Consider the following 12,104-nt stretch of genomic DNA (forward strand, 5'->3'; position numbering starts at 1 on the left):
CGCGATTGTGCACTTCCATCACGTAACGAGGTAGTTCGTTCATGTCCACCCGCCGCATTCTGCTGCCCGGACTCTGTTTCGTCGTCATGACCCTCGCCGTCCTGCAGACGATGGTCGTACCCATCGTGGGAACCATCGGCACCCAGCTCGGGGTCAGCACCACCGCAGCCGGCTGGGTACTGACGGCAAACCTCCTCGCCGCGGTGATCGCCACTCCCGTGATCGGACGGCTCGCCGACCTGCACGGCAAGCGTCCCGTCCTGGTCGGTGTCCTGACCGTGGTGCTCGCCGGATCGATGCTGGCCGCCCTGACGGATTCACTGCTGTGGCTGCTCGTCGGTCGGGTGTTGCAAGGCGTCTCGTACGCCCTGTTCCCCATCGCACTGGCCGTACTGCGCGACGAGATGCCGCCCGCGAAACTGGTCGGGTCGATGGCAATCCTGTCCGGCACACTCGGTGTCGGCGGCGGGTTCGGACTGGTGTTGACCGGACTGCTGACCGCCAACGGTGCCGACTACCACCGCGTGTTCTGGCTCACTGTTGCGTTCGTCGTGGTCGCGCTCGCGATCGCCTGGTTCGGCGTTCCCTCGCGGCCGAGAACCAGCGGCGGCTCCGTCGACTGGTGGGGCGCTGCACTGCTCGCGGTGACTCTGCTTCTGCTGTTCCTCGCCCTGACCCAGGGTCGCACGTGGGGGTGGGGTTCGGTTGCCACCATCGGCTGCGCGGTCGTCGGTGTGCTGGTGGGAACCATCTGGTGGGTCTTCGAGAACCGCACCGACGAACCCCTCGTCGCACCCCGCATGCTCACCCACGGGCCGTTGCTCGCCACCAACGTCGCCACGCTCTTCGTCGGCGTCGGGATGTTCGTCAATTTTCTCGCGTGCTCGTTCTTCGTGCAGACCCCACGCGCCGTGGCAGGTTATGGCTTCACCGCCAACGTGCTCGAAGCGAGCGTCGTGTACCTCCTGCCCGGCGCGGCGGTGGGCGTGGTCGCGGCTGTCGTCAGTGGCCGTCTCATCCGGTCGTACGGACCTCGCCGGGTCCTGGTGGCGGGAGCTCTGATCGGTCTGATCGGGTTCGTGTTCGTCGCGCTCGCCCATGATCGGACCTGGCAACTGATCACCGCCGGTATCGTCATCAACCTGTTCGTCAGCCTCGCGTTCGCGGCCCTACCCAACCTGCTCATGGCCGAGGTCAGCGCAGCGGACACCGGAGTGGCGAACAGCGTCAACTCGATCGTGCGCACCGTCGGCACCTCGATCGCAAGTGCCACGCTGTCCACCGTGCTCGCCATGTTCACGATCGACGGAACGACCGTCGCCCGCGAAATCGTCTACACCGCGGCCTTCCTCACCGGTGCTGCAGCATGCGCCGTCGTCGCCCTTGCGGCCCTCGCCATCAAGAGCACCCCGCCGGATCGGGAGTCGACCGTCGTTGCCGATTCCGAATCGACCGATGAGTCGGGGCCGAAGCTGGGAGCACTGCCAGGCGTCTGACGACAACCGACGACGACCGCACCGGTCCGACCAGGCCGGGAACAACGAAAACACCGGTCGTCGCCCTTGGGAGAACGCTCGTAATCTCCTGGGAGTCAGCCGTTTTCCCTGTCGCGGGCCCACCGTGTCGACCTAACGTCGGAGAAGTACGAACACCGACGAAAGGGAACACATGAACACCCGAAAGATTCTCACCCGCGCAGCAGTGACCGGGGCTCTGGTGGCCATTCCTCTGGTGGCGATGGCGGGCACCGCGTCGGCCGATCCGCTGTGGACCGATCGGGGCGACAACCACACCCGATACGACGACAACCGAAACGACCAACCGAACCAATTCGAGCTCCCCGAGCTGTTCCCCCAGGCACCGGCACCGCAGCTGCAGAACCCGGCACCGAACGTGGTGCCGTTCGACTTCTTCCAGGGCTACCAGCTGCCGAGCACCGGCTCTGCGTTCTGAGTGCTGCGCAGTGGTGTGGTCGAGTGCCCTCCAAGGCACTCGACCACACCACTGCCGTAGGCACTACAGCGTCAGGTTCGCACCCGAGGCCTGGTCGAACACCGAGATCTTCGCCGGGTCGAACCACAGTTCCACCTGACCACCCTCGGCGGCCTTGGATTCGGCGGCCAGACGTGCAACCACCTGTGCGCCACCGAGATCGGCGATACCCGCGTCCGCTGCGAGCTCCTGCAGCTCGCTGGATTCGACCCGCGCGCCCTTGAGCGTGAAGTAGACGTACTTGTCGCTACCCATCGACTCGAGTACGTCGACGGTGGCGGTGAAGGTGGCACCGCTCATCTTCTGGTAACCGTCGATCAGAGCCGCGTCCTCGAAGTGCTCGGGGCGGATGCCGACGACCACCTCGCGGCCCGGGTTCTTGGCCTTGATCGCATCCATCCGCTCGAGCGGGATGTCGATATCGCCCAACGCGGTCGAGACACCGTTCGAGGTGAGCTGTCCGGGAACGAAGTTCATCGAGGGCGATCCGATGAAGCCGCCCACGAACAGGTTTCGCGGCTTGTCGTAGAGCTCTTGCGGAGAACCGATCTGCTGCACAAGCCCGCCGCGCAGCACCACGACGCGATCGCCGAGGGTCATGGCCTCGGTCTGGTCGTGCGTGACGTACACGGTGGTGGTGCCGAGCCGCTTCTGCAGGCGCGAGATCTCGGCGCGGGTCTGCACGCGCAGCTTCGCGTCGAGGTTGGACAGCGGCTCGTCCATCAGGAACGCCTTGGGTGTACGAACGATGGCGCGGCCCATGGCAACTCGCTGACGCTGACCACCGGAGAGATTCGCCGGCTTGCGGTCGAGATGCTGGCTGAGGTCGAGGATCTTGGCTGCCTCCTCGACCTTGCTGTTGATCTCCGACTTCGAGAGCTTGGCGAGCGTCAGTGGGAAGGCGATGTTCTGCCGCACCGTCATGTGCGGGTACAGCGCGTACGACTGAAAGACCATCGCGATGTCGCGATCCTTCGGTGCCTTCTCGTTGACGCGCTCCCCCGCGATGCGCAGCTCGCCGGACGAGATGTCCTCGAGACCGGCGATCATGTTGAGGGTGGTCGACTTTCCGCAACCGGACGGCCCGACGAGGATGATGAATTCGCCGTCGGCGATGGTGATGTCGACGTCGCTGACCGCGGCGGCGCCGTCGGGGTAGAGCTTGGTGACTTTGTCGAGAACGATTTCGGCCATGACGGTTATCCCTTCACTGCGCCGGACGTCAAGCCCGCCACGATACGTCGTTGGAAGAAGAGCACAAAAATGATGATCGGGATCGTGATGACGACTGCTGCCGCCGCGATCGACCCCGTGGGCTCCTCGAACTGAGAGCTACCGGTGAACTGCGAGATGGCCGCCGGGACGGTGACCGAACGTTCTGTTGCCGTCAACGAGATGGCGAGCAGCAGGTCGTTCCAGGCGAAGATGAACACCAGAATGGCGGCGGTGACGATGCCGGGGGCGGCCAGCGGGGCGATGACCTTGCGGAACGCCTGTGCGGGCGTCGCGCCGTCCATCTTCGCTGCCTTTTCGAGCTCCCACGGGATCTCGCGGAAGAACGCCGACAGGGTGTATATCGCCAACGGCAACGCGAAGGTGATGTACGGAATGATCAGTCCCGGCCAGGTGTCGAACAGTCCCAGCGAGCGGGAGATGTCGAACAGCGGTGTCACCAGCGAGATCTGGGGGAACATCGCGATGAGAAGTGCTGCACCGACCAGTGCCTTCTTTCCCGGAAAGTCCAGGCGAGCAACGGCATACGCGGCCATCGTGCCGATCACCACGGCGATCACGGTGGTGATCAGTCCGATACCGATCGAGTTCACCAATGCCGAGGTGAACTGATTGGTCGAGAAGATGCCCTTGTAGTTGTCGAAGGTGATCGAACGCGGAATGAAGTTGCCGTCGGCGATGGTGGCCGTCGACTTGAACGAGAGGCTGATGATCCACAGCAGTGGAACCAGTGCGTAGAGCAGGACGAGGACGTTGACGACCGTCCAACCGACCTTCTTGCGAGGCGTAACAGTGGTCATTACTTGCGGCCTCCGTCGTCGGATCCCGGTGCCGATGCACCGAACAACTTGATGAACACGAACGCGATGATCGCGACGCAGAAGAAGATCAGAATGCTGATCGCCGACCCGAGTCCGAGGTTGAACGCACCGAACAGGTTGTTGTAACCGAGAATCGAGACCGATCCGGTTTCGTTGCTGCCTCGGGTGAGCACGTAGATGTTGTCGAAGATGCGGAACGCGTCGAGGGTGCGGAAGAGCACCGCGACGAGAATCGCCGGCTTCATCAACGGAATCGTGATGCGCATCAGCCTGGTCCACGCACCCGCTCCGTCGACCTCGGCCGCCTTGAGCAGATCGTCGGGCACCAGAGCCAGGCCCGCCAGCAACAGCAGCGCCATGAACGGCGTCGTCTTCCAGACCTCGGCCAACACCACGATCGCCAGGGACGGGAACTGCTCGGTGAGCGGAGCACTACCGTCGGGCAGCAGATTGGCGAGATAGCCCGTGCCGGGAGTCCACGCGTAGTACCAGCTGTACGCGGCGGCGACGGTCACGATGCCGTACGGGATCAGCACCACGGTGCGCACGAGTCCGCGACCGAAGATGGTGCGATGCATCACCAGTGCCACCGCCAGGCCGAGGATGAACTCGATGATCACCGAGATGATCGTGATGCCCGCGGTGACGCCGAACGCCGTCCACCAGTAGCCGTCGGACAGCACGGTCACGTAGTTGGAGATACCGACGAATTCACGATCCTCGGGGAATGCGAGGTTGTACTTCTGCAGGCTGAGCCAGAACGCGTAGATGATCGGATATCCGGTGACCGCGATCATCAGCAGCGCGGCGGGTGCGATGAGCATCAGCCCCAGTCGACGTTCGGCCTTCTTGCCGTCGGAGACGTTCTTCAGCGCCGCTTGCTTGTCGACGGGCTGCGATGCGGGCTGTGACTCGGTGGTGGTGCTCATGGAATCAACCCTTCGGAATTGACGGCCTTGGAGACCAGATCTGCGAGCTTGTCCACGTCGGCCACCGGATCGATGCTCTGCGGCGGGTTGAGCGCATCGGTCAGCAGAATCGAAATGCTCTGGTAGGCAGGCGAAACGGGCCTCACAGCCGCCGATTCGATGGAACCGAGCACGCCTTCCCATGCGGGGTAGGAGGCCTGGAACTCCGGATCGGAGTACAGCGACTTCAGCACCGGCGGCACGCCACCGTTGATGGCGTTGTTGCGCTGGTTCTCCTCGTTGGTGAGGCACTCGACGGCCTCCCAGGCGAGGTCCTCGTGCTGAGTGGTCTTCGCGACGCCGATGTTGAATCCACCGATGGTGACCTTCGCGGGCTCGCCCGCATTCACCTCCGGATACGGAGCACTGCGGAAGACCTCGGCGATCCGCGCATCCTGCTGATCGGCTGGCACGTTCGCGAGGTCGAGGAACGAGACGGCACCGGCGATGGCGTTCTCCTTCAGCCCGGGCAGCACGAACGGGTAGTTGACCTGGAAGGCCATCCGTCCCGATTCCATGCCGAGGCGCGCAGTTGCCTCGTCGCTCTGCGAGACCGACGGATCGCGGCCGTCGGCCGTGGCCACTCGCTTGATGATCTCGAGGGCCTTCTCGGTGGCCGCGCGATGCTCGGGAGTGTCGTTCAGCGTCACCGTCGTTCCGTCCTCGGCGACGACCGAACCACCCGCGCTCTCGAGCAGCGAGTTGAACCACACCATGAAGCCCTCGTACTGCTTGGCCTGAACGCCGATCTGGCCCGGCTTACCCTCGGCCGCATTGGCCTCGGCCACGTCGATCAGCTGATCCCACGTCTGCGGCGGTACTCCGTCCGGCACCTCGTCGGGTCGGTACCAGAGCAACTGGGTGTTGGAGTTGAGCGGAACCGCGTACAGCTGGTCCTGCCATTCCGCCGTCGCGAGCGGGCCTTCGAGGGTGGAGCCGTCGCGAAGCTTCGCGGACAGGTCGTCGGGTACCGGCAATGCCCATCCGGCCTCGGCGAATTCGGCCGTCCACACCACGTCGAGTGTCATCAGATCCAGCGTCCTGTCGTTGCCGGCGAGACGCCGCGCGAGCTGGAGACGCTGATCGTTCGCGCTCTTGGGCAGAGTTCGCTGCTCCACGCGGTAGCGGCCGTTCGAGGCGTCCGAACACACCTGTGCCGCAGCGGCGTACTGCTCTGCGCCGTCTGCGGCAGTGTAGAAACTCAGAACCGGAACCGAACTGTCGGACGAACCACACGCTGCGAGCAACGGACTCGTCACCAGAGCCGCTGCCGCCAACACCCCTATTCTCGTCGCTCTTCCACGCCTACGACCACGATGTCTCGGCACTTTCCGCCTCCGTACGTTCAATTACTCGCGCAGCACACTGTGTGGGACTGCCGTGCACGAAAGAAACGTAACCGAACTCACTGGCATAGAGGGCGATTTGGGGCTATTCCGTTACCTGTCGGTTGCCTGGTCGTCCACCAGGTGTGATCAGATCGACAGTTTGGCGAGCAGGTCGCGTGCTTTCTCTGCCGTTCGAGGCTCGCAGAGGACGTCGTAGCGACCCGCCACCAACTGCATGCTCGACGCGAAATCGCGCTGTCCCTTGGTGGCCGCATACGGAATGGAGGCCGAGATCAGGCCGAAGATGATGCCACCGCCGACGCCGATGAGCAGCGCTCCGAAGATGTTCTCACTGAAGATTCCGAGGACCAGACCGAGGAACACACCCAGCCATGCACCCGAAACGATGCCTCCACCAATCACTTTGGGCCACGTGAGGCGGCCGAGGACGCGCTCGACCTGCATCAGATCGACGCCGACGATCGTGACGTCCTGTACCGAGAACTCCTCGTCGGACAGGTAGTCGACGGCGCGCTGTGCCTCGGCATAGGTGGGGTAGGAACCGATCGGCCAACCGGAAGGCGGCGTCGGCAGTCCCTGCCCTGGGCGGCCCGACTGCGAGAGGGGATTAGTCATGACTCCATTGTGCCCCGAAACGGACAACCGGCACACCCGTTGTAGCGGTTCACAGCAGGTTGACGGTCGGTCAGGACGTGGGCGGCACGAAGGCGGTCGTACGCGTCATTCCTGCCGCCCGGCCCTTCGCCGAGACGACGAGCGCCATCTTGCGGCTCGCCTCGTCGATCATCTCGTCGCCCAACATCACTGCGCCGCGGCCGCCGCCCGCCGCGGACGTGTGGAACTCGTACGCGTCGAGGATCATCTCGGCCTTGTCGTAGTCGGCCTGGCGCGGCGCGAAGATTTCGTTGGCCGCCTCGATCTGCGTCGGATGCAGCACCCACTTGCCGTCGAAACCGAGACCTGCCGTGCGGCCGGCCGCCCGGCGGAAAGCGTCGAGATCGCGAATCTGCAGATAGGGACCGTCGATCGCCTGCAGACCGTGCGTCCTGGCGGCGAGAAGAATGGTCATCAGAATGTGGTGATAGGCGTCGCCCGTGTCGTATCCGACCGGCTGCTCGCCGACGACCAGAGTGCGCATGTTGACGCTGGCCATCAGATCAGCGGGACCGAACACCAGGGTTTGCACCCGCGGGCTCGCAGTCGCGATCTCGTCGATGTTGCGCAGACTGCGGGCGCTCTCGATCTGCGGTTCGATCCCGATCGCACCGACGTCGAGTCCGTGCTCTTTCTCGACCTGGGTGAGCAGCAGATCCAGTGCCTGCACGTGCGCGGCGCACTCCACCTTCGGCAGCAGGATGGCGTCGAGAGTGCGGCCGGCACCCGACACGACGTCGATGACGTCGCCGTACGTCCACTGCGTCGTCCAGTCGTTGACGCGAACGACCTTGATCTGGTCGCCCCAGCCATCGGAATTGAGTGCGTCGACGATGCGCGCGCGGGCCTCGACCTTCGCGATGGGCGCAACGGCATCTTCGAGATCGAGAAAGATCGCGTCCGCCGGTAGACCCTTGGCCTTGGCGATCATCTTGTCCGAACTGCCCGGAACGGCCAACACCGATCGCCGCGGGCCCGAAGTATTCACGACGAGCACAACCCCTGTCTGATTCACCCTCTGTATTGCGAAGCCTCTAACCTTGCCATCATGGCAGCACTGAGCAAGGTATTCGCGGCCAGGCTCGCCGGCCTGGGTGTCCTGGGCCCCGACGGCGAATCGATCGGACGGGTCCGTGACGTGGTGATCTCGATGCGCGTCGGTAGAGCGCAACCGAGAGTGCTCGGCCTCGTGGTCGAATTGGCAACTCGGCGAAGAATTTTCGTGCCGATGCTCAGAGTCACCAGCATCGAACCGAACTCGGTCCAGCTCACGACCGGGAACGTCAGTCTGCGGCGATTCACTCAGCGCGCGAACGAGATTCTCGTGTTCGCGCAGATTCTCGACTCCAAGGTGCGCGTCGACGACCCCGAGCTCGACGAGCTGCACGACGTCGATTCCATCGTCGTCGACCTCGGCATCGAACTCACCCGAACTCGCGACTGGGTGGTCGCACGGGTTGCGGTACGCAAGCAACGGCAACGGCTCGCGCGCCGTGGTGCGATCCACGTCGTGGACTGGCAGCACGTGCAGGGGCTCACTCAGAACGAATTGTCGATGCCCGATCAAGGTGTCGCACAGCTTCTCATGCAGTTCGAGGATCTACGCGCGGCCGACGTCGCCAACGCGATGCGTGAGCTCCCCGTCAAACGTCGTATGGAGGTGGCGCGGGCGTTGGACGACGAACGTCTCGCCGACGTCGTCCAGGAACTGCCCGACGACGACCAGGTGGAAATGATGCACTACCTCGGCGTCGATCGCGGTGCCGATCTGCTCGAGGCCATGGACCCCGACGATGCCGCCGACCTCCTCGGCGAGCTGCCCGAGACCGAAGCGGAATCGCTTCTGCGACTGATGGATCCGGAGGACTCGGCACCGGTCCGCCGTCTGCTCGAGCACTCCCCCGACACCGCAGGCGGTCTGATGACCCCCGAACCCGTCGTACTCACCGCATCGACGACGGTGGCCGAGGCGCTCGCCCGGGTGCGCAACCCCGACCTGACGCCCGCGCTGGCCTCGCTCGTGTTCGTGGTGCGGCCACCGACGGCCACCCCCACCGGCCCGTATCTCGGCTGCGTACATCTGCAGCAATTGCTTCGAGAACCGCCGGCGAGTCTGGTCGGCGGCGTGGTGGACAGCGCGCTGCCGCGGTTGTCCCCCGAGGACAGCCTCACCGCCGTGACGCGGTACTTCGCGACGTACAACCTCGTCTGCGGCCCGGTGGTCGACGACGAGGACCACCTGGTCGGGGCCGTGACCGTGGACGACGTCCTCGATCACCTGCTGCCCGAGGACTGGCGAGATCAGGAAGTGGCCGGACAGTGAAAGAAACAGCACGCCAGAGAATGGACACTCCGCGCGGATCGCGGATGTTCAACGTCAATCTCGACTTCGATCTCGGCAAGTCGGGCGAGAAGGCTGCCAGATTCCTCGGTACCGGCCGCTACCTGGCAATCCAGACGGGCATCGTGATCGTCTGGATCTTCCTCAACGTCGTGGCCGTCAACCTCCGGTGGGACCCCTATCCCTTCATCCTGCTCAACCTCGCGTTCTCGACCCAGGCCGCGTACGCGGCTCCGCTGATTCTGCTGGCCCAGAATCGGCAGGACGACCGAGACCGAGTCTCGCTCGAAGAGGACCGTTCTCGCGCACAACAGACGAAGGCCGACACCGAGTTCCTCGCTCGCGAACTCGCAGCGCTGCGCATCGCCGTCGGAGAAGTCGCCACCCGCGACTATCTGCGCCGCGAACTGGACGAGGTGAAGGCACTGCTCGAACAGGCGACGGGACAGCCGGTCGCAACGCCGAAGAAGTCACGCAAGAAGGCAGCCGGCCGGGTGCCGGAGGACGCATCGGGCCCGGATACGGCGACATTCGACCCCGAAGCGCACTAGACCCCTCCTCCGCTGATAACAGCCCGGTAACGGAACAGTCTCGAATCAGGTACCCTCGACCCCGGTCATCAGGTCGGGCCCCGGTTGTCATCCGGGGAAATCAGGAGGTACAGCACGCGTGGGTCGTCACAGAAAAGCATCGACTTCCAAGGTCCGACGGAATTCGGTGATTGCTCTGGCAGGTCTCGTCCCCGCAGGACTCGTCACCGCCGCCACCAGCGCCGGAGCCACGGAATACATTCCTTTCGTCAGTGCGAAAACCTCGCCTGCAGCGCAGGAATCCAACTCGGTGGTCGAAACCCCGCAGCCGATCGCCCAGGAGCAGCAGGCGCAACCGGTGGCCCAGGCCGAGCTTCCGATACCCGCTGCGGTCCCGGCACCCGCCCCGGTCCCCGAGATTCCGCCCACACCCGAACTGCCCACCAACCTCGCGGTCAGCCCCATCGCGATTCCGGTCGTCAACGTCTCGGCCTACAAGAACGCCGAGCGGATCCTGGCCCAGCAGCAGCCCGGCTGCGGCATCAGCTGGACCGTCATCGCCGGCATCGGCCGCGTCGAATCCACCCACGCCAACAACGGCAAGGTCGACGACTCGGGCGAGCTGCACGAGCCCATCCTCGGTCCACGCCTGAACGGCACCCTCGCGGGCAACCAGGTGATTCGCGACACCGACGGTGGAGCTCTCGACGGCGACACCGAATACGACCGCGCAGTCGGACCGATGCAGTTCCTGCCCTCGACGTGGAACCTCTACCACGCGGACGGCAACGGAGACGGCGTCTCCGACCCGCAGAACCTCTACGACGCGGCCCTGGCCACCGGCATGTACCTGTGCGACGACGGCACGGACATGCGCGACCTCGGATCGACCACCAAGGCGATCCTGCGCTACAACAACTCGATGGCCTACGTGGCGAACGTGCTCGCATGGTCGGCCGGATACGCCACCGGCATCGTGCCGTCCTCGGACCAACTGCCCCGCATTCACTGATCGGGTGCACCGCTGTTCATCGGGACACGGCCCACCGCCTAGCATGAAGCAATGGCTGTACTGACCGAATCCGACGTTCGGACCGCGCTCTCGAAGGTGATCGACCCGGAGATCCGCAAACCCATCACCGATCTGGGGATGGTCAAGAGCATCGACATCGCCGACGACGGCGCAGTGGGTGTCGGCATCTACCTCACCACCTCCGGTTGTCCGATGAAGACCGAGATCAGCGACCGCGTCAAGAACGCCGTCGCCGACGTCGCAGGCGTCGGCACCGTATCGGTCGAACTCGACGTGATGAACGACGAGCAGCGCACCGAACTCCGCAAGTCACTGCGCGGCGATTCCGCAGAGCCGATCATTCCCTTCGCGCAACCCGGATCCCTGACCCGCGTGTACGCGGTGGCGTCGGGCAAGGGCGGCGTCGGCAAGTCCAGTGTGACGGTCAATCTCGCCGCATCGCTGACCGCTCGCGGTTTGTCGGTCGGCGTGCTCGACGCCGACATCTACGGTCACTCAGTACCTCGCATGCTCGGCAACGACGCACGACCGACCCAGGTCGAGAAGATGATCATGCCGCCGCAGGCACACGGCGTGAAGTTCATCTCGATCGCGCAGTTCACGCAGGGCAACACCCCGGTCGTGTGGCGTGGACCGATGCTGCACCGCGCGCTGCAGCAATTCCTGGCCGACGTCTTCTGGGGCGATCTGGACGTACTGCTGCTCGACCTTCCGCCCGGCACCGGAGACGTGGCGATCTCTGTCGCTCAGCTCATCCCGAGCGCGGAAATCCTCGTGGTCACCACCCCGCAGCAGGCCGCGGCCGAGGTCGCCGAGCGCGCCGGTGCAATCGCACTACAGACTCGGCAGCGCGTGGCAGGCGTCGTGGAGAACATGTCGTGGCTCGAACTGCCCGACGGCACCCGCATGGACATCTTCGGATCCGGTGGCGGACAGGACGTATCGGACAGACTCACCAAGGCAGTGGGTGCCAGCGTTCCCCTTCTCGGCCAGATTCCGCTCGACACCGCCGTCCGAGAGGGCGGCGACGCCGGGACGCCTATCGTGCTGAGCAACCCGGAATCGCCTGCGGCACAAGCCTTGGAGGCGGTAGCTGCGAAGTTGGCAGTCCGCGAACGTGGGCTGGTCGGAATGTCACTCGGCATCGATTCGGCGCGCAAACTGTAAGTCGCGCTTATACCCG

General features: G+C 64.6%; 12 protein-coding genes. 6 read left to right on the top strand and 6 right to left on the bottom strand.

What is annotated here, in order from left to right:
- Positions 1 to 41: 41 nt before the first annotated feature.
- On the top strand, positions 42 to 1,496 hold the full coding sequence (locus tag CH271_RS13040) for an MFS transporter (protein ID WP_037191574.1): 1,455 nt from the start codon (positions 42 to 44) through the stop codon (positions 1,494 to 1,496).
- Positions 1,497 to 1,668: 172 nt separating this feature from the next.
- Positions 1,669 to 1,953 carry a hypothetical protein gene (locus CH271_RS13045; RefSeq protein ID WP_037191572.1) on the top strand — a complete coding sequence of 95 codons (285 nt, stop codon included), beginning with the start codon at positions 1,669 to 1,671 and terminating at the stop codon, positions 1,951 to 1,953.
- Between the two features lie 63 nt (positions 1,954 to 2,016).
- Here CH271_RS13045 and CH271_RS13050 read toward each other — a convergent pair whose 3' ends face one another.
- The 6 genes from CH271_RS13050 to CH271_RS13075 all read right to left on the bottom strand — a co-directional run bounded on the left by CH271_RS13050 (position 2,017) and on the right by CH271_RS13075 (position 8,005).
- On the bottom strand, positions 2,017 to 3,186 hold the full coding sequence (locus tag CH271_RS13050; protein WP_037191571.1) for an ABC transporter ATP-binding protein: 1,170 nt from the start codon (positions 3,184 to 3,186) through the stop codon (positions 2,017 to 2,019).
- Between the two features lie 5 nt (positions 3,187 to 3,191).
- Positions 3,192 to 4,025, bottom strand: a complete 834-nt coding sequence (locus CH271_RS13055; protein ID WP_032375916.1) for a carbohydrate ABC transporter permease — start codon at positions 4,023 to 4,025, stop codon at positions 3,192 to 3,194.
- Positions 4,025 to 4,975, bottom strand: coding sequence for a carbohydrate ABC transporter permease (locus CH271_RS13060; RefSeq protein ID WP_094633856.1), 951 nt, complete (start codon positions 4,973 to 4,975; stop codon positions 4,025 to 4,027). The genes CH271_RS13055 and CH271_RS13060 overlap by 1 nt, the downstream gene beginning before the upstream one ends.
- Positions 4,972 to 6,294, bottom strand: a complete 1,323-nt coding sequence (locus tag CH271_RS13065) for an ABC transporter substrate-binding protein (RefSeq protein WP_094633857.1) — start codon at positions 6,292 to 6,294, stop codon at positions 4,972 to 4,974. The genes CH271_RS13060 and CH271_RS13065 overlap by 4 nt, the downstream gene beginning before the upstream one ends.
- A gap of 195 nt (positions 6,295 to 6,489) precedes the next feature.
- On the bottom strand, positions 6,490 to 6,978 hold the full coding sequence (locus CH271_RS13070) for a general stress protein (protein ID WP_008714301.1): 489 nt from the start codon (positions 6,976 to 6,978) through the stop codon (positions 6,490 to 6,492).
- 70 nt (positions 6,979 to 7,048) lie between these two features.
- Complete coding sequence (locus CH271_RS13075; protein WP_037191690.1) at positions 7,049 to 8,005, bottom strand: HpcH/HpaI aldolase/citrate lyase family protein; 957 nt, start codon at positions 8,003 to 8,005, stop codon at positions 7,049 to 7,051.
- A 60-nt stretch (positions 8,006 to 8,065) separates the two neighbouring features.
- On the opposite strand from CH271_RS13075, the gene CH271_RS13080 reads away from it, so the two are divergent.
- The 4 genes from CH271_RS13080 to CH271_RS13095 all read left to right on the top strand — a co-directional run bounded on the left by CH271_RS13080 (position 8,066) and on the right by CH271_RS13095 (position 12,088).
- Positions 8,066 to 9,340: a magnesium transporter MgtE N-terminal domain-containing protein gene (locus tag CH271_RS13080; protein ID WP_037191563.1), complete on the top strand. Its 1,275-nt coding sequence runs from the start codon at positions 8,066 to 8,068 to the stop codon at positions 9,338 to 9,340.
- 20 nt (positions 9,341 to 9,360) lie between these two features.
- The gene (locus CH271_RS13085) at positions 9,361 to 9,909 is read left to right on the top strand and encodes a DUF1003 domain-containing protein (RefSeq protein ID WP_052047740.1); all 549 of its coding nucleotides are present in this window, start codon (positions 9,361 to 9,363) and stop codon (positions 9,907 to 9,909) included.
- 118 nt (positions 9,910 to 10,027) lie between these two features.
- Positions 10,028 to 10,900, top strand: a complete 873-nt coding sequence (locus tag CH271_RS13090) for a lytic transglycosylase domain-containing protein (protein ID WP_179274576.1) — start codon at positions 10,028 to 10,030, stop codon at positions 10,898 to 10,900.
- Positions 10,901 to 10,951: 51 nt separating this feature from the next.
- Positions 10,952 to 12,088: an Mrp/NBP35 family ATP-binding protein gene (locus CH271_RS13095; RefSeq protein ID WP_094633859.1), complete on the top strand. Its 1,137-nt coding sequence runs from the start codon at positions 10,952 to 10,954 to the stop codon at positions 12,086 to 12,088.
- Positions 12,089 to 12,104: the final 16 nt, after the last annotated feature.

The organism is Rhodococcus sp. 05-340-2, assembly GCF_002258915.1.
Lineage (GTDB): Bacteria > Actinomycetota > Actinomycetes > Mycobacteriales > Mycobacteriaceae > Rhodococcoides.

Excerpts from the sequence above, each read along its gene's own strand:
- CH271_RS13050 (WP_037191571.1), bottom strand. The coding sequence starts at position 3,186 with ATGGCCGAAATCGTTCTCGACAAAGTCACCAAGCTCTACCCCGACGGC.
- CH271_RS13085 (WP_052047740.1), top strand. The coding sequence starts at position 9,361 with ATGGACACTCCGCGCGGATCGCGGATGTTCAACGTCAATCTCGACTTC.
- CH271_RS13095 (WP_094633859.1), top strand. The coding sequence starts at position 10,952 with ATGGCTGTACTGACCGAATCCGACGTTCGGACCGCGCTCTCGAAGGTG.
- CH271_RS13040 (WP_037191574.1), top strand. The coding sequence starts at position 42 with ATGTCCACCCGCCGCATTCTGCTGCCCGGACTCTGTTTCGTCGTCATG.
- CH271_RS13080 (WP_037191563.1), top strand. The coding sequence starts at position 8,066 with ATGGCAGCACTGAGCAAGGTATTCGCGGCCAGGCTCGCCGGCCTGGGT.
- CH271_RS13070 (WP_008714301.1), bottom strand. The coding sequence starts at position 6,978 with ATGACTAATCCCCTCTCGCAGTCGGGCCGCCCAGGGCAGGGACTGCCG.
- CH271_RS13045 (WP_037191572.1), top strand. The coding sequence starts at position 1,669 with ATGAACACCCGAAAGATTCTCACCCGCGCAGCAGTGACCGGGGCTCTG.
- CH271_RS13055 (WP_032375916.1), bottom strand. The coding sequence starts at position 4,025 with ATGACCACTGTTACGCCTCGCAAGAAGGTCGGTTGGACGGTCGTCAAC.
- CH271_RS13060 (WP_094633856.1), bottom strand. The coding sequence starts at position 4,975 with ATGAGCACCACCACCGAGTCACAGCCCGCATCGCAGCCCGTCGACAAG.